This window comes from Sphingopyxis sp. 22461, assembly GCF_052044915.1.
Taxonomy (GTDB): domain Bacteria; phylum Pseudomonadota; class Alphaproteobacteria; order Sphingomonadales; family Sphingomonadaceae; genus Sphingopyxis.
This window is the reverse complement of sequence record NZ_JBQENY010000004.1, coordinates 400907-416187: the sequence shown is the minus strand read 5'-3', so window position 1 is coordinate 416187 and position 15281 is coordinate 400907. Positions and strand designations below refer to the sequence as shown.

Sequence of the window (15281 nt, the reverse complement as noted above, 5' to 3'; positions counted from 1 at the left end):
GTCCTCGTCGATCTGACGGTGGCGATCGCGGTCGGGGTGACGCTCGCGTCGCTGCTTTTCATGGCGCGTATGGCCGAAGCGGTCGAGGTCGATCGAAGCGGGCGGCGCGACGCCGAACTCGATGCCGAAGATCTCGACCAGCGCGATGACCTGCCGCCGGGCGTCGAGGTGTTCCGGATCGCCGGTCCCTTCTTTTTCGGGGTCGCGGGTGAGCTGCTCGACACGCTGCGCCGCGTCGGGCAGTCGCCGCGCGTCATCATCTTGCGCATGCGGCTCGTACCGCTCCTCGATGCGAGCGGCGCGCAGGCACTTGAGGAATTTGTCGAACAGGCCCGGCTGGCGGGCGCGCGGGTGATTGTCTCGGGGGTGCAGCCCCAGCCGCGGGCGATGCTCGGGCGGATCGGCCTTGGCGAAGCGGCGGGCCGCATCGCCTATGCGGCCGATTATGCGGGCGCGCAGGCGCTTGCGATCGATCTCGCGGGTGCGAAATGACAGCGGCCCCTGTGAGCGGCAGGCCATTCGCACGCGCCGTTTCTCGATCGGCCGGCGGCCGGGAAACCCAATTCTGACCAAGTCTGGAGAATGAAATGAGTGACAGTGACGACTATGCCTATGACGAGGAAAGCGGCGAGTGGATGCCGGCGTCGGAGCTTGCGGAACGCAAGGCCGCGGCCTCGCAGGTCGAGGTTCGCGACGCGGTCGGGAACCTGCTCGAGGATGGCGACAGCGTCGCACTGATCAAGGATCTCGAGGTCAAGGGGGCCGGCAAGACGCTCAAGGTGGGGACGGTCATCAAGTCGATCCGCCTGACGGGCGATCCGCAGGAGATCGATTGCCGTCACGAGAGCATCAGGGGGCTCGTCTTGCGCGCCGAGTTCGTGCGCAAGCGCTAGGTTTTCCGCTTGCGAAGCCTTGTCGTGGCGGCAGCGGCGCGTGGCTCGTCGCCGGGCCGATCGGTGGAGCCGCAAAGTTCCGCCGGCCTGCCGGGGCCGGATCGACCGGGCCTCGCGATGACGTTCCACCACAATACCGAGAAACGGAACTTGCGACATGATTTCCCAGAATCTCAAACCGACCGCACGGAACAGCCGCTTCTATCTGGCTCGCATGCAGGCGTGTCAGACGGAAGCGAACGAGGCGTCGCTTCCGAACGTACGGGACCGGGCCCTTCGTGCGGCCGTTGCATGGCGCGAGATGTATCAGAAGGCACTGCAGTTCGAGCAGCGGCAAAGGCAATGATCCCGGCCGCGGTGATCATGACCCCGACGGGGTTTGTCTGGCGTTCGGAGGCGACCGGCAGCCTGGCCTTCGGGCAATCGACACATCCTTGCGGGAAGTGCGCATGACGATATTCCTGATCATTCTCGTCTCCGTCTTGCTTCTCGCCCTGTTTATCGGCGTCACCATTGCGGGCGGACGATCGCATGATCGGCAGAACGAGCGCCGCGACCATGACAGATAGGTCCGCGGAAGATTTCGAGGTCGAGATCGCTTGCGAACTCGAAACAGGGGCAGATTGCCGGAGCATCGATCAAGCGGAAACCGAACTCGATCGCTTTCTCGATCATCTCGACGATATCGACCGCGAACAGCGTTATTTTGAACGATATGGGACCGAACATCATCGCGCGTCTCCGATGGAGCCGGGCGAACTCGCCGCCCCGCTCGTCTTCGAGCTGGGCAATATACGGAGCCTCCTCGCAAACTGGGCTTTCGTGCAAAGCGCGATGAGTATCGACGATCCGGACATGTTGATCCTCGACTATACGCGCCGGATGATGGGGTTCCTCCTGTTCCATCCCTCTCCGGGGACCATCGAGATCATCGGGCTCGGCGGCGGATCGCTGGCAAAATACTGCCACCGATATCTTCCGGAGGCGTCGATCGTCGCGGTAGAGATCGACCCCGACGTCATTGCGGTCCGGGAGCAATTCTTCATGCCGCCCGAGAGCGAGCGCTTCGAGATCGTCTGCAATGATGGCGCGGAATTCGTGAGGCGGGATACACGAAGCTGCGATGTCTTGCTTGTCGATGGCTTCGACAAGGACGGACAGCCTGCGCAGCTCTGTTCTTCAAGTTTCTATCGTGATTGCCATTCGCGGTTGAAGCCTGGCGGCATTCTCGTCGTCAACCTGTGCGATGATTACTGGAAGCACGGCTCTATCCTGGCTCGCATAAGAGAGCATTTCGAATGTACGATCGATCTTCCCATGAAGATAGGGATGAACCGGATCATCTTCGCATTCAGGGATGGGCGGCTCCCTTCGGATCCTGCCGCGCTATTGCAGACCGCCGGCGATCTCGATCGCATCCATCCGATATCCTTTTTGCTTTTGGCGAACGAAATATCGGACGGCATCAAATCGCGCGATGAAAGGCTTGGCGACAGTTTCGATAGCGACTTTCAGGAAGCGCAGTCGCTGTCGATCGCCTCGCTTTGGCTCGCGACAGAAATTGAGCATCTGCCGACAATCGACCCCTATATTCTGATCTGAATGGCCGTCTTGAGCACGCCGCATTGCCCGCATAAGGTCTTGGCGCGGTTATATTCCTCGCGCTGGCCGAGTTCGCGGGTTACGACATTGGCCTGGCTTCGAACCGACAGGTTCAGCCGATCGGTGACGCAGTCGTCGCAGATGGGCGAGCCACCGAGGTTCCCTATCAATTGTTCGATCTGTCCGGCTATCGTCATTCGGCGTGGCATGGGTCCGTCATAGTCGCGGAGACAGCACGAAGAAAGTGGCAGCCTATGGACGGCGGTGGTCGTTGCGTGGACCCACAGAAGTTGGCCAGCGCTTCCTCACGGGGTGGCGGAGAAACCTTGATCGGGCCGTCAGGGCTGCTTCTGTGCACTGTGTTCCAAAAGCCGCCTGGCCGCAAAGCGGTTCAAGAGCGGACGGTCCCTTTGCGGCCAGGTCATTTTGTAGCGGGGCCTTGACCGGTGTCAGGTCAGGGGTTGGCCCAAACGGGGTAAAAAGCTTACCGCATAGCGATCCGCGCGGATTGATGCAGATCAATGTAGCGAGAATTCATACAGGGCAATGTGATCGCAGGAGCGCCGCCATGACGATTGAGAAAAAATCCGATTCTTACAGTCGGCCATCGATAATCCTCCACTGGCTTACGGTGCTGGTCATCGCTGCGGTCTACGCCGCTATCGAGCTACGGGAATTCTGGCCAAAAGGCAGTGTGTCCCGTGAAGCGCTCAAGAACTGGCACTTCATGCTTGGACTATCCGTCTTCGGACTCGTCTGGCTCAGGATCATGGCGCGGCTCATATGGCCGGCACCAGCGCCTTTGGAAGGGCCGGGCTGGCGGAAACTGATCGCAAACGCCACTCACTTTGCTCTATATCTTCTGATGATCGGAATGCCGATCGCCGGCTGGCTCATCCTCAGCGCTGAGGGCAAACCCATTCCCTTCTTCGGTTTGGAGCTGCCGCCCTTGGCGGCCCCAAACCATGCACTGGCGGAAGAGGTCGAAGACCTCCACGGCCTGGGCGGCACAATCGGATATTGGCTAATCGGTTTCCACGCAGCAGCAGCATTGTTTCGCCACTATGTTCTAAAAGACAGTCTTCTCTTTCGGATGCGCTATGCTCGGATTTGAATGTCCGCGACCCGGTCGTTTCCTGCCATCCCATCTGGGTCAGCGGCGTACGTCCGCTTTTTGCGATCCGTGCCAAAAAGCGAACTGACCGCAGCCGGTCAGCTCAGGGCGACAAGGTGGCGGTCAACCCTTGCCTTACGGGAACGAGGGCGAGAGCGAAGGCGGCGGCGAACCCGATCTTGCGTCGGGAGACCAAGCATGGCTGGCCGAGCCGAAAATGCCTCCGCCGACGAGGGCTAGCCAAAGCAGCAGGTATGGATTCCAGGCCGTCGGGCTACCGCCCAATGCCGCACCGCAAACCTATGGCCGAGTTTGGCCAAGGTGCCGGTCATGAAGGTGACGCTGATACGGACCTCTCCGTCGCGGTGGAAGATCGTGATCGAGGCGCCCGCCCGACCTGAGAAACCCGATGGCATCGACAAATCCCGCCGGCCCGGCGAGGCAGAATGCCACTCTTCGAAAGCTTTTATCGTACCGGATCATGGAGTCTTCGATTGCATCGCCGTGCCGGCGATGTCTCTACGCCATTGTTCGGCGCGAGCGGCCATCATGCTTCCGTTCAGGGGCTGAGATCGAAAGCAGGAGCAAAAGTCCGGTTCTCTGACCGGAGCCTTTAAGCCGACCCATATTTCGCTGACGTACGATGCCATTGGAGGCAGGCGCTACCCTTACGGAGTTTTCCGAGTTGGGCCGGTGCGCGGGGAAGGCGAAGATCTCCGAACCGAACCATCGGGTCCTGCCGGCCTTTGGCCGGGTTGCGACCTTCGGACGAAGAGGAGACAGATGATGTTGAAGAAGACAGACGGGCAGTTGCAGCGCGACGTGATGGACGAGCTCGAATGGGAGCCAAGCGTCGATCATGCGGATATCGGCGTCGCCGTAACAGATGGCGTCGTCACTCTCTCGGGTTACGTGAAAACCTATCCGGAGAAGATCGCCGCCGAGAAGGCGACGCGCCGCGTCGCCGGCGTCCGGGCGATCGCCGAAGAGATCAAGGTCCATTTCGCGTCCGAGCCCAAGATGGCCGATCATGAAATCGCCAGGCGCCTGCTCGACATGATGGCTTGGACGGTGTCGATCCCGACCGACAGGGTTCAGGTCAAGGTCGAGCGGGGCCGGGTGACGCTGAGCGGCATGGTCGACTGGGACTATCAACGCAAGGAAGCCTTCCGGGCCGCCAGCCGCGTTACCGGCGTCGCGGGCGTGAGCAACCTGATCGAGGTCAAGCAGCACCCGGCGCCCGCCGACGTGAAGGAGCGGATCGTTTCGGCCTTCAAACGCCAGGCCGATCTCGACGCCGCCGCGGTGACCGTGACCACCGAAGGGGGAATTGTGAAGCTCGGCGGCAAGGTCAGGGCATGGGCCGAGCGCGGGGTCGCCGAGAGGGCCGCATGTCGGCGCCGGGGGTCACCCGGGTCGAGGATAATATCACGATCGCCCTTTGAGCGGAGCGATCCCGAAAATACGCTTTGCGGCCGCCCTCGAAGACGGGCGGCCGCTTTTGCGTCAGTGTCGAAGCGCCAGATAATCGGCGAGCCGGTCGACAAAAGGCTGCTGGCTTGGAAGTATCATGGCCGCAGCCTCCGCCGCCGTGAACCATCGCGCCGCGTCGATTTCGGGAAACGACTGGTACAGGCCGCTGCGCGGTGGCCACTCGATCTCGAAGCGATTGCTCACGACCGCAGTAGCATCGAGATCCTGCTCGAGCGCGAAGCCTTCGACGATCTTTCCGCCAGCCTGCCGGAGCGGGCCCAGCGGAACAAGCGTACCTTGCAGCGATATGCCAAGCTCTTCCTGAGCTTCGCGCAAGGCGGCAGCCTCCGCGTTTTCACCCGCCCCAATTCCTCCCTTCGGTATCTGCCAGGCGCCGCGGTCGCGCCCACGCCAATAGGGTCCGCCGGGATGGACGAGCAAGACTTCCGCGCTCCCGCCCTTCAGCCGATAAAGCAGTATCCCGGCGCTTCGCGCTATCACTGGCAGTCGCAGCTGTTTGTCGGCATCGATCCCCTCTCCCAATCATCGCTGCGAGCGGTTCTGCCCGCCAGTCTTCGGCGCCGCCGCGCAGCTATGGCTGAAAGGTAACGCGCCCTTCGTTCCCCGGCCATGTGCGGAATCTACGTATTTCGCGGTCTGATGCTTTCGCTCAATCTCTGACCACGCTTAAGGTGAAGGAGGCCAATATGGATATGCCCGATGTCGACAAGTCGCTTGCGAAACTCGGCGTGCCGCGCCGGATGCGCAAGAAGATCGGCCGCGTTTCGCGATCGCCCAAGCTTCGCGCGGCGGCGGCGCTGGTCCCCATTCTTACCGCTGGCCTCCTCGCGGCGCGCAGATTTGCACGCAAGGGGTCCTGAAAGTGGCGCCATCGAACCCCGAGGATCCGATTGAGCGTGACCGCGAGCACGCGGCTTCGCTCCGACTGTGGCTCGTCTATTTCGCCTTCGTCATTCTGGGCTCGGTCTGGTTCTTTCTCTTCCGGCTCTGACCGGCGCCGCCCACGCGGGTGCGGCAAATCCCAGAGCAGATGAGGCGACGGCCTGGTTGACCAAGGTCAATGACCTTTGCCGATGCGGTGTTCATGCCTTTCCAAAGATAGAAGTGAAGGGAGCTGTCGATGGCGGAAATCAGGCACCGAGGGCGCGCGAGCCAGCCCCGTCCAATCCATGTCGACGTGTTGATCGTTGGTGCCGGCATCTCGGGCATCGGTTCGGCCTATCATCTCCAGCAGCAGTGCCCGGGGAAGAGTTACGCGATCCTCGAGGCGAAACCGACCTTCGGCAGGACATGGGACACGCACAGATATCCCGGCGTGCGATCGGACTCGGACCTCTACACCTTCGGCTATCGCTTCAAGCCCTGGGTGGGCGCGCCGATCGCCAGCGGCGCCGAAATCCTCAAATATATGGGCGAGGTGATCGAGGAGAACGAGATCGGGGTCCATATCCATTATGGCCATCGCATTACCGCCTGCCACTGGTCGAGCGCCGCCAATCACTGGACGATAGAGGCGGTGCGCGCGTCGGATGGCGCGCCGGTTACCTTCACGGCCGGCTTCCTGTGGATGTGCCAGGGCTATTATGATCATGAGAAGCCCTATATCCCCGATTGGCCGGGACTTTCGGATTATGAGGGGCAGTTCATCCATGCCCAGCTCTGGGATTCGGCGATCGATTATGCGGGCAAGCGCATACTCGTCATCGGGTCGGGTGCGACGGCTGCGACCATCGTGCCGGCCTTCGCCGAAAAGGCGGCGCATGTGACGATGCTCCAGCGTTCGCCGACCTATTTCTACTGCAGCGAGAACAGGAACGAACTTGCCGATCGGCTTCGCGAGGTCGGAATCGACGAGCCCACGGTCCACCGCGTCGTGCGGGCACAGATCATGCACGACCAGGATCTGATGACACGGCGGTGCCAATCCGAGCCCGACGCGGTGTTCGAGGATCTGAAAGCGCTGATCCGGGGTTATTCGGGCGATCCCGACTTCAAATTCGAGCCGCATTTCACGCCGAAATACCGCCCGTGGCAGCAGCGGCTCGCCTTCTGTCCCGAAGGCGACATCTTCAAGGCGGCGACCCAGGGAAAGCTGACGGTCGTCACCGATACGATCGACCATTTTACTGCGACGGGTGTCCGCACGGTCGGCGGCGAGGAGATCGAGGCCGACATCATCGTGGCCGCGACCGGATTCAATCTGTCGGTGATGGGCGGGATCCCGTTCGATATCGACGGCGCACCCGTCGATTGGGCGAAGACGATCACCTATCGCGGGATGATGATGACCGGCGTGCCCAACCTTGCCTGGGTCATGGGCTATTTTCGCGCCAGCTGGACCCTCAGGGTCGACATGATGGGAGACTTTGTCTGCAACCTCCTCAACCATATGGACGACATCGGTGCGAGGAGGGTCGAGGTCGCGCTCAGGCCCGAGGATGAGGGCATGCAGATCCTGCCGTGGATCGAGGAGGATAATTTCAATCCGGGCTATCTGATGCGTGGGCTGGGCGCGATGCCGCGCCGCGGTGACAAACCCGAATGGCGCCACAATCAGGATTATTGGGCGGAGAAGACGCTTTCCCGCGCATCGACCTGCGCGGAGCGGAGTTCGTCTATGACGGTGAGCGACCGGGGGTGTCCAAGCGGGCCACTACGGACGTTGCGGCCTGATGGCGTGGCCCCGCCGCAACATCGGCGAGGGGCATAGGCCTCCCATGATAGAGGCGGCCGCCCCGCGCAGTCCGTGACGCTCGCCCATCAGCTGGCTCTCGCCACGCTCGTCGTCGGCGTCACGGTCGTCGTGCATCTCGCCGGCCTGGCACTGTTGCTCGCCATTCTGCGCCGCTATCGGCGTGCTTCGCGGCGTTATCTCGTCATTCTTCTCAACGGCGGCGCGATCCTCGTCGCCGCCTTCGGGCTATTCGCGCTGCACTCGGCCGAAATTTGGATCTGGGCAGGCATTTACCAGCTGCTCGGCGCTTTCACAGACTTCGAGCATGCGCTCTATTTCTCGACATCGACCTATGTCACGATAGGCTATGGCGATCTCGTCCTGCCCCCGGGGCTGCGCGTCCTCGGTGCGATCGAGGGCGCGAGCGGTATCATCCTGATCGGCTGGTCCACGGCCTTCTTTTTCTCGATCGTCGATCGCATGAAACTCCTCGAACGCAGTTTGGATACCGATCATGGTGGCGGATGACCTAGCGGTGATGCTGACGCGGTCTGGCTGCTAGGCATAACCAATCGGTGCGGATGACACCGGATTTTCAGCCATGGCCGCGAGCCAGAGCGCGCCCAGTTCAAGGTCTATCCAGTCCGCGGCAAAGGGGTCGAGACCGGAACCCGGATAGAGACAATATTCCCCGAAATAGGGTCGACCCCCGATGTCGTAGAAGTCGATGCGAAGAAAATTCATGTCGCCGGCCAGCGTTTCGGCCGCCTCCAGCATCGCAGGCAGTGACGGTGGCGGGGGTGGTTCGTCCGCGGCCCTGACGAGCTGTCGCCAGCTACGGTCGTGAAGGATCCATCGATGCCGGCGGCCCCGCCCGAGATGGACCTGGACATGCGTTGCGGTGCCGCCGAACACATAGATCTTATAGTCGATCGGGAGTGGGAGCGCGCCGCCAAGAAGCGGCTCGGTGAGGATGCCGCGCGGAACGTCGCGATAGGCCCATTCGTCGAGCCAGCGCCCGTGGGGTCTGCGCTGCCAGCGGCGGGCTGTTCTGCGCAGTTGCTGCCATCGCGCGCAGTCGGGCACGGCCGTGATGACCCTATATTGATTGCAGCCGTGGCGCGACTTGATGATCGCGGGGGCCGGGAACGGGATCAGCCAGGGCAGGTCCGTGCCTTGCCAGAGCGTCGGCACGATCCACTCCTCGCCCAGCCGCGCCCCCGCCAAGCGCTTCGCCGCGATCTTGTCCATCATCTGGGTCTGGATCTGCGACCGATCGGTCAGCTTTCTAAGCTGCACAAGTTCGGTGAAGCGGGCGGGATGGTTCCAGTCGATGGGGCGGCCATGGCGCCAGCCATAGAGAAGACCGACGCGCTGCGCGGCGAGCAGAAGCCCCGATCAACGCCGGGTTGGGTCGGCGCGGCAGCGACTGCCGCGGTCATGTTGCTCCCGTTCCACTACGACCGGCGCCCGGATTTCCACATGCGTGCAGGGTGGCCCAAGCGGCCGGGAGCCGCACATGCTTCGATGGTTTGTCCGCGGCCGTCATGAAACAGGTAACCGTGCAGGTGCGAAAAGGCTGCCTCGCCCGATCATTTGTTCTAAGATCGGGGCGGGGTCCGCCCATGTCCGTCAGACAGCCGTGCCCACCAGCCGGCCGATTCCGGCCGTGATGGCCATCGCAAGCGCCCCCCAGAATATGACGCGTGCAACCGGACGGGCGGGCGCGGCGCCACCTGCAAATGCGCCGAGCCATCCCAGCGCGGCGAGGAACAGCAGCGACCCGATGGCTTCGAGTGCAACGATCCCTGTCGTCGGCGCCAGCGCGGCGACGAGGAGCGGCAGCGACGCGCCGGCGGTAAAGGTGGCGGCAGACGCCAGCGCCGCGGTGACCGGGCGCGCGGCCGTCATGTCGGTGATATGGAGTTCGTCGCGCGCATGCGTCGTGAGCGCGTCGAACGCGGTCATCTGGTTGACCACGATGCGCGCGGTTTCCGGATCGAGGCCGCGTCGTTCATAAATGCCGGCCAGCTCGTCGCGTTCAGCCGCGGGGTCGCTCGCCAGCTCTCTCTTTTCGCGGGCAAGGTCCGCCCGCTCGGTATCGGCCTGCGAACTGACCGACACATATTCGCCGGCCGCCATCGACATGGCGCCGGCAACGAGGCCGGCAACCCCCGAAACCAGGATCGATTGACGGGTGGCACCCGACGCCGCGACGCCGATGATAAGACTTGCGGTGGAGACGATCCCGTCGTTCGCGCCGAGCACGGCTGCCCGCAGCCACCCCGTCCGCGATACGAGATGGGCTTCGCGGTGATCGCCGCGTGCCGACGGCCAGGGACCGGGCAGAAGGGTGCCAGTCATCCGTCGCGCCCTTCGACCCACATCAGCGCCGCGCCGCGATCCTCGGGCTTGAACACCCTATAGCTGATATGCGGCAGAAGGGCGCTTTCGATCCGCGTGAGGGCCCGGATCCATAACTGGTCGGCGACGACCGCGACGCGTCCGAACCGGTCGAGCTTTGCGAAAAGGGGCGCGGCGCGCGCGATATGAGCGCCCAGCCCGCTGATCTCGATACCGTCGATCGACCGCGTCTCTGCATAGACATGCACCGTCTCGTTCGCCGCCATCGTGGCGTCGAGCCGGTCCATGATCGAGGCCAGTTCTGCCCCGGTGATCTTGCCCTCTATACGGACGGCGAGCACGTCGTCGTTCGTTTTGATCATCTCGAACATGCCGGGGCCTTTCCGGTGACGCTCGCCAGCATCGCCGCGACGGCGAGCAGGTCGAGCGTGAGGCTTTGCGCCGCGGGGACGATCGAGGCGAACGGCCAGGCGAATCCGATCGCGAGCGATACCATCATGCTGACCGCGCCCGAGAGATAGAGCCAGCCGCGGCCCGCATGGCCCCGCACGAGGGCAAGCGTCAGCCGCGCCGCCGCGCCAGCGGCGAGAATACCCGCCATCGCCATGGCGGTATGATAACCCCCGAGCAGCGGATCGACGAACAGGATGATCGCCTGGACGAGGCAGGCGAGCGCGCTTGCGAGCCATAGCCGCCGGTCCAGCCGGTCATTGCAGGTCGCCGCCATGCGGCCTTGGACGAGCGCGGCGAACAGCATCGCGGCGACCAGCATGTAGATGGCGGCGATCGTCTCGAGGAAGGTGCGCGAGAGGACGAACAGGATGAGGAGGCACACCGCCACCCCGATCTCGAGCACCGAGATTTCCTTCCAGAGGCCGCTCTGCACGGGTCGGCCGGGCGCGTCGGTCGCAATCATTATCGTCTCCCTTGCGGAAATTGCGTCGGGAGCAGGCATAACGCCGTGCCGCAAGCGCCGCATTGCGGGATTCTACGGACTCGTCTGTTCCTCCGCTTCCGGTCGCGGTGACGCGGCGCGGGTCCCGGCGGCGATATCGTCGCCGTCCGCGGCCAGCAGCTCGCGGAACGCGGCGAGACGCGTCCGATACCCCTCGGCATCGCCGAATTCGAGAAACTCATAATAGCGCTGGTGCGGATCGCTGATCCTGAGCGCATGCTTGATCGGGCACCAATATTGCTCGGTCCGGCTTCCGATCTCGCGGGCGTAGGCGATCACGCCATTGGCATAGGCGCAATAGGCACAATTCAGCGCTTCGACCCAGTTGAGATAGGCGAGGCGACCCCGGTCGAACGCGATATAGTCGCGTCGCTCGACACGGGCGATCCCATAGGCGCGAAAACAGATGGCCTGGTAGACGCTGATCCAGATATCGAGCAGGACCAGCGGAAGCAGCATCGAGTAGATGACGGGCGCGGTGATGATGACACCGAAGGAGGAGCGGGCGAGAAACGCCCGCACGCTCGTCTTGAGTTTCCTCTGTTCGATCACGATGCCGCGTTCGAACTCGACGAGCCGGTCATGAACCCGGACGCCCAGCGCCCTTCGCCGAAATTCGATCTCGCGATCGAGTTCGACCTGCAGTTCGACGATGGTCCGCGCGATCTCTTTCATGCGCTGCGTCACGCTGCAGGCCTCGCCGTGCGCGGATCGTCGGCTTCGATGATGACCTTCAGTGCCTTGGTCTCGGCCGCCCGCGAGAAGACCTCATATGCGTCCATCATGTCGGCCATCGCAAAATGATGGGTGACAAGCTCTCCGGGATCCAATTGTTTCGCCTCGACCATCCGCAAGAGCTGCGGCGTCGAGACGGTATCGACCAATCGCGTCGTGATCGTGATATTGCGGGACCAGAGGTGTTCGAGGTGCAGGTCGGCCTTGGCGCCATGCACGCCGACATTCGCAATCGTTCCCCCGGCTGCGACAAGCAGCTGACAAAGTTCGAAGGTGGCGGCAACGCCGACAGCCTCGATCACCGTGTCGGCGCCGCGCGCATCCGTCATCTCCATCAGCGCCGCCGCGGCGTCGCGTGTGCCGCTGTTGATCGTGTCGGTGGCGCCGAACCGGCGCGCGATGGCGAGGCGCGCCTCGTCCAGATCGATCATGATGATCCGGGCGGGCGAGAAGAGCTGCGCCGTGAGCAGCGCGGCAAGGCCGATCGGACCCGCGCCGACGATCGCGACGGTCGATCCCGGCGCGACCTTGCCGTTGAGCACGCCGCATTCGAAGCCCGTCGGCAGGATGTCGCTGAGCATGACCAGCGCATCCTCGCCGGCCTCCTCGGGGATGGCATGGAGGCTCGTGTCGGCATGTGGGATACGAACATATTCTGCCTGCGTGCCGTCGATGATGTTGCCGAGGATCCAGCCGCCCGTCGTGCAATGCGATGGCATGCCCCGACGGCAATAGTCGCAGCGGCCGCACGCGGTTATGCAGCTGATCAGAACATGGTCGCCGGGCGCGAAAACGGTCACGCCCGTCCCGATGCTGTCGACGATACCGACGCCCTCGTGCCCGAGGATGCGCCCCGGTTCGCAGCTCGGGACATCGCCTTTCAATATGTGCAGATCGGTGCCGCAAATGGTCGTCCTGGTGATGCGCACAATCGCGTCGCCCGCGTCCTGCACCTGAGGCACCGGCCGCTCCTCGACGGCTTTCAGGCCGGGGCCGTTATAGACGAGGGCTTTCATGCGATGTCTCCTTTGTATGTGGCGGGGCGTCCGGACCTTTGTCTTGGCGGCCTCGATCGCGTGGAACCCGCCGGTTGCGAGGATTTTGTCTATGCCGCGCGGCGCCGCCGCTTCTGCTGGGAGCGCGCCGCCTCATAGTTGGCGAGCACCCGCCGCATCTCGTCGAGCGCCTTGCGCCGCCCTTCCTCGCTGCGGATGTGCGCGAGGTTGTGCTTCAGATTGGCGGCGAAATCGGCGTAGTCATTCTGCCAGTCTTCACCCGCGAGCCGGGCGATATCGACGCGTCCGGTCCGGATTCGCTTGGGCGGTGCGCCGGGGGCGAGCGCGAAAGTCTCCCCGATCGCCGGAGCGACGACGGCGAGGCGGGGCGTTTCGGATTGGACGAGCGTGCGCAGCGCTTCGATCGATTCGCTCTCGCCATGACCCAGAAAAAGTCCGCCACGGATCGGGTGACGTTCGCGTATCCATGCCGCGAGCTCGTCGCGGTCGGCATGCGCCGAATAGCTGTCGATGCGCCGGACGGCGGCGCGGACATTGATGTCCTTGCCAGAAATCCGCACGCGCCCGGCTCCGTCGAGGATGACTCGCCCGAGCGATCCGCGCGCCTGGAACCCGACGAACAGGATCGTCGACTGGCGCCGATGAAGATTATGCTCGAGATGGTGGCGGATGCGCCCGCCCTCGCACATGCCCGAGGCAGCGAGAATGATGGCGCCCGACACGCTGTTGAGGCGGATCGATTCGGCGACATCCTCGACATAGCGGATCGAGGGATGCCGGAAGATGTCGGCGCCTTCGACATCTTCGAGCTCGGCAGCATGGGCCGCGAACACCTTCGTCGCCTGGCTCGCGAGCGGCGAGTCCACGAAGATAGGCACATTGGGGATGCGGTTCGCGTCGGCAAGGCGCGCGAGATCGAGCAGCAGTTCCTGCGTGCGTTCGAGCGCAAAGGTCGGGATCACGAGATTCCCGCCCCTCGCGAGAGCCGCTTTGACTTCGGTTTCGAGTAGCGCGCGGCGCTGTTCGATCGAGAGTTTGGGCCGCGTGCGGTCGCCATAGGTCGCTTCGCATATGAGGAAATCGATGCCCTCCGGCGCTGCGGGATCGTCGTGAAACGCCTTGTTGTCGGGGCCGATGTCGCCGGAAAAGAGCAGATGCACCCCGCCGGCTTCCAGTTCGACCGAGGCCGAACCCAGGATATGGCCGGCGTTCCACAGCCGCGCCCGGAAACCCGGCGCGGGTTCGAACCATGTCCCAAGTCCGACCGGCTCGGCGAGTCGCCAGGCGCGAAGGCCATCGGCCTCGGTATAGAGCGGCTCGAACATCGCTTCGCCGGCGCGGTCATAGCGGCGGTTTCGGCGCGCGGTGTCGCTCTCCTGAATTCTCCCCGCGTCGGCGAGCATATATTCGAGAAGGTCTGCGGTGGGCGCGGTGCACCAGACGGAGCCGTGATAGCCTTCCTTCGCGAGCTTCGGTAACAGCCCGCAATGATCGATATGGGCATGGGTCAGGAGCGCGGCGTCGATCTTGCCGACCTCGAACGCGAACGCGCCATGGTTCAGTGTTTCGAGGCTTCGCGATCCCTGGAACAATCCGCAATCGATCAGGATTCTGTGCTGCCCGAGCGTGAGTTCCATGCACGAGCCGGTGACGGTTCCGGCGGCACCATGGAATTGGATCGTCAGCGGCGTTTCGGTATTGGCCATGACTAGCTGCCCTTCTTTCGCGGATGGGATCGACGACCTTGCATCGGCTCAGCGGCCCGCCGCGCCATGTTCGGCCATTGTCTCGAGCCACATGGTGCGGTGCTTGGGATCGCCCTCGACATTGCCGACGATGCTGCGTTCGGTCGGCGCGATGCCGACAAAGCGCAGAATGTTGCGCTCGAGGCTGCGCAGGCTGTGCGCGCGGAAAAAGAAGCGGTAGAAAAGCGCGGGCATCCCCATCGTCACGACGATATGGGCCGTCCGGCCCTTGAGGCGTTTTTCGGGCAAGCCGTTCGCCTTGGGCGCGAACGCGAAGCCCGGGCGCATCACCTGTTCGAAGAAGCCCTTGAGGCGAGCGGGCAGGTCTCCGAGCCAGAGCGGGTAGAAAATCACCAGATGTTCGGCCCATGCAATATCGTCCTGCGCCTCGGCGATCGCGGGCGGAAGCGGACCTTCTTCCCACTCGGCGCGACTTTCGAGCAAATCGAACGAGAGCTCCGCAACCGCGATGCGGCGGACCTCATGACCCGCCGCCAGCGCCGCCGCCGCATAGGTATCGGCCAGCGCATGGACGAACCGTCCCGGATCGGGGTCGGGATGTCCGTCGATGAGCGTGATCCGTCTGGTCTGCATGTGACATCCTGAACGAAGGGCCGCTGCCGGATTTTAGCGCGGGAGCAATGGACCGCCGCGCCGGGCCGAGCTGGACGGGACGGGCGAGGCGCGAC

The 15281-nt window shown here is 63.5% G+C and carries 19 protein-coding genes and 1 pseudogene; 10 read left to right on the top strand and 10 right to left on the bottom strand.

From position 1 onward, the window contains the following. The 3 genes from ACTJI5_RS09415 to ACTJI5_RS09405 form a co-directional block, all read left to right on the top strand. A partial coding sequence (locus ACTJI5_RS09415; protein WP_440860086.1) for an STAS domain-containing protein occupies nt 1-492 on the top strand: 492 nt, incomplete at its 5' end. A 95-nt stretch (nt 493-587) separates the two neighbouring features. Beyond that, complete coding sequence (locus ACTJI5_RS09410) at nt 588-893, top strand: alkylphosphonate utilization protein (RefSeq protein ID WP_062185572.1); 306 nt, start codon at nt 588-590, stop codon at nt 891-893. Between the two features lie 531 nt (nt 894-1424). Then, nucleotides 1425-2495 carry a fused MFS/spermidine synthase gene (locus ACTJI5_RS09405; RefSeq protein WP_440860085.1) on the top strand — a complete coding sequence of 357 codons (1071 nt, stop codon included), beginning with the start codon at nt 1425-1427 and terminating at the stop codon, nt 2493-2495. On the opposite strand, the gene ACTJI5_RS09400 is transcribed toward ACTJI5_RS09405, so the two are convergent. Beyond that, the gene (locus ACTJI5_RS09400) at nt 2480-2692 is read right to left on the bottom strand and encodes a hypothetical protein (RefSeq protein WP_336444413.1); all 213 of its coding nucleotides are present in this window, start codon (nt 2690-2692) and stop codon (nt 2480-2482) included. The genes ACTJI5_RS09405 and ACTJI5_RS09400 overlap by 16 nt on opposite strands. Nucleotides 2693-3063: 371 nt before the next feature. Between ACTJI5_RS09400 and ACTJI5_RS09395 the strand changes: the two genes are divergently transcribed. The 3 genes and pseudogenes from ACTJI5_RS09395 to ACTJI5_RS09385 form a co-directional block, all read left to right on the top strand. Then, a complete protein-coding gene (locus ACTJI5_RS09395; protein WP_058538779.1) occupies nt 3064-3609 on the top strand; it encodes a cytochrome b in 546 nt (181 codons plus the stop codon). Between the two features lie 330 nt (nt 3610-3939). Beyond that, nucleotides 3940-4179 carry a hypothetical protein gene (locus ACTJI5_RS09390; protein ID WP_152682483.1) on the top strand — a complete coding sequence of 80 codons (240 nt, stop codon included), beginning with the start codon at nt 3940-3942 and terminating at the stop codon, nt 4177-4179. 213 nt (nt 4180-4392) lie between these two features. After that, nucleotides 4393-4941: pseudogene (locus tag ACTJI5_RS09385) on the top strand (BON domain-containing protein); the annotation flags it as partial. Nucleotides 4942-5115: 174 nt separating this feature from the next. Here the strand turns inward: ACTJI5_RS09385 and ACTJI5_RS09380 are convergent. Beyond that, the gene (locus tag ACTJI5_RS09380; RefSeq protein ID WP_062186925.1) at nt 5116-5583 is read right to left on the bottom strand and encodes an NUDIX domain-containing protein; all 468 of its coding nucleotides are present in this window, start codon (nt 5581-5583) and stop codon (nt 5116-5118) included. Between the two features lie 206 nt (nt 5584-5789). On the opposite strand from ACTJI5_RS09380, the gene ACTJI5_RS09375 reads away from it, so the two are divergent. The 4 genes from ACTJI5_RS09375 to ACTJI5_RS09360 all read left to right on the top strand — a co-directional run bounded on the left by ACTJI5_RS09375 (nt 5790) and on the right by ACTJI5_RS09360 (nt 8305). Next, complete coding sequence (locus ACTJI5_RS09375) at nt 5790-5963, top strand: hypothetical protein (protein WP_156419645.1); 174 nt, start codon at nt 5790-5792, stop codon at nt 5961-5963. Nucleotides 5964-5965: 2 nt separating this feature from the next. Further along, nucleotides 5966-6094 carry a hypothetical protein gene (locus ACTJI5_RS09370; RefSeq protein WP_274520277.1) on the top strand — a complete coding sequence of 43 codons (129 nt, stop codon included), beginning with the start codon at nt 5966-5968 and terminating at the stop codon, nt 6092-6094. 129 nt (nt 6095-6223) lie between these two features. After that, nucleotides 6224-7813, top strand: a complete 1590-nt coding sequence (locus ACTJI5_RS09365; RefSeq protein WP_440860084.1) for a flavin-containing monooxygenase — start codon at nt 6224-6226, stop codon at nt 7811-7813. 36 nt (nt 7814-7849) lie between these two features. Beyond that, entirely contained in the window at nt 7850-8305 is a 456-nt protein-coding gene (locus tag ACTJI5_RS09360) for a potassium channel family protein (protein ID WP_062185559.1), read from the top strand. A gap of 30 nt (nt 8306-8335) precedes the next feature. Here the strand turns inward: ACTJI5_RS09360 and ACTJI5_RS09355 are convergent, their stop codons facing one another. The 8 genes from ACTJI5_RS09355 to ACTJI5_RS09320 all read right to left on the bottom strand — a co-directional run bounded on the left by ACTJI5_RS09355 (nt 8336) and on the right by ACTJI5_RS09320 (nt 15186). Then, the gene (locus tag ACTJI5_RS09355) at nt 8336-9076 is read right to left on the bottom strand and encodes an ATP-grasp fold amidoligase family protein (protein WP_238586766.1); all 741 of its coding nucleotides are present in this window, start codon (nt 9074-9076) and stop codon (nt 8336-8338) included. Nucleotides 9077-9409: 333 nt separating this feature from the next. Next, nucleotides 9410-10141 carry a VIT1/CCC1 transporter family protein gene (locus tag ACTJI5_RS09350; RefSeq protein ID WP_062185554.1) on the bottom strand — a complete coding sequence of 244 codons (732 nt, stop codon included), beginning with the start codon at nt 10139-10141 and terminating at the stop codon, nt 9410-9412. Continuing rightward, nucleotides 10138-10512, bottom strand: coding sequence for an STAS/SEC14 domain-containing protein (locus ACTJI5_RS09345; RefSeq protein WP_058538785.1), 375 nt, complete (start codon nt 10510-10512; stop codon nt 10138-10140). Before ACTJI5_RS09345 ends, ACTJI5_RS09350 begins: the two co-directional genes overlap by 4 nt. Beyond that, the gene (locus tag ACTJI5_RS09340) at nt 10500-11057 is read right to left on the bottom strand and encodes a hypothetical protein (RefSeq protein ID WP_062185550.1); all 558 of its coding nucleotides are present in this window, start codon (nt 11055-11057) and stop codon (nt 10500-10502) included. Before ACTJI5_RS09340 ends, ACTJI5_RS09345 begins: the two co-directional genes overlap by 13 nt. Nucleotides 11058-11129: 72 nt before the next feature. Then, nucleotides 11130-11783, bottom strand: coding sequence for a hypothetical protein (locus tag ACTJI5_RS09335; RefSeq protein ID WP_062185548.1), 654 nt, complete (start codon nt 11781-11783; stop codon nt 11130-11132). Continuing rightward, complete coding sequence (locus ACTJI5_RS09330; RefSeq protein WP_062185546.1) at nt 11780-12847, bottom strand: zinc-dependent alcohol dehydrogenase family protein; 1068 nt, start codon at nt 12845-12847, stop codon at nt 11780-11782. Before ACTJI5_RS09330 ends, ACTJI5_RS09335 begins: the two co-directional genes overlap by 4 nt. 89 nt (nt 12848-12936) lie before the next feature. Then, nucleotides 12937-14553, bottom strand: a complete 1617-nt coding sequence (locus tag ACTJI5_RS09325; RefSeq protein WP_062185545.1) for an MBL fold metallo-hydrolase — start codon at nt 14551-14553, stop codon at nt 12937-12939. 48 nt (nt 14554-14601) lie between these two features. Beyond that, nucleotides 14602-15186: an NAD(P)H-dependent oxidoreductase gene (locus ACTJI5_RS09320; RefSeq protein ID WP_336444409.1), complete on the bottom strand. Its 585-nt coding sequence runs from the start codon at nt 15184-15186 to the stop codon at nt 14602-14604. Nucleotides 15187-15281: the final 95 nt, after the last annotated feature.

Excerpts from the sequence above, each read along its gene's own strand:
- ACTJI5_RS09375 (WP_156419645.1), top strand. The coding sequence starts at position 5,790 with ATGGATATGCCCGATGTCGACAAGTCGCTTGCGAAACTCGGCGTGCCG.
- ACTJI5_RS09410 (WP_062185572.1), top strand. The coding sequence starts at position 588 with ATGAGTGACAGTGACGACTATGCCTATGACGAGGAAAGCGGCGAGTGG.
- ACTJI5_RS09365 (WP_440860084.1), top strand. The coding sequence starts at position 6,224 with ATGGCGGAAATCAGGCACCGAGGGCGCGCGAGCCAGCCCCGTCCAATC.
- ACTJI5_RS09330 (WP_062185546.1), bottom strand. The coding sequence starts at position 12,847 with ATGAAAGCCCTCGTCTATAACGGCCCCGGCCTGAAAGCCGTCGAGGAG.
- ACTJI5_RS09400 (WP_336444413.1), bottom strand. The coding sequence starts at position 2,692 with ATGACGATAGCCGGACAGATCGAACAATTGATAGGGAACCTCGGTGGC.
- ACTJI5_RS09320 (WP_336444409.1), bottom strand. The coding sequence starts at position 15,186 with ATGCAGACCAGACGGATCACGCTCATCGACGGACATCCCGACCCCGAT.
- ACTJI5_RS09390 (WP_152682483.1), top strand. The coding sequence starts at position 3,940 with ATGAAGGTGACGCTGATACGGACCTCTCCGTCGCGGTGGAAGATCGTG.
- ACTJI5_RS09325 (WP_062185545.1), bottom strand. The coding sequence starts at position 14,553 with ATGGCCAATACCGAAACGCCGCTGACGATCCAATTCCATGGTGCCGCC.
- ACTJI5_RS09340 (WP_062185550.1), bottom strand. The coding sequence starts at position 11,057 with ATGATTGCGACCGACGCGCCCGGCCGACCCGTGCAGAGCGGCCTCTGG.
- ACTJI5_RS09350 (WP_062185554.1), bottom strand. The coding sequence starts at position 10,141 with ATGACTGGCACCCTTCTGCCCGGTCCCTGGCCGTCGGCACGCGGCGAT.
- ACTJI5_RS09395 (WP_058538779.1), top strand. The coding sequence starts at position 3,064 with ATGACGATTGAGAAAAAATCCGATTCTTACAGTCGGCCATCGATAATC.
- ACTJI5_RS09405 (WP_440860085.1), top strand. The coding sequence starts at position 1,425 with ATGATCGGCAGAACGAGCGCCGCGACCATGACAGATAGGTCCGCGGAA.
- ACTJI5_RS09345 (WP_058538785.1), bottom strand. The coding sequence starts at position 10,512 with ATGTTCGAGATGATCAAAACGAACGACGACGTGCTCGCCGTCCGTATA.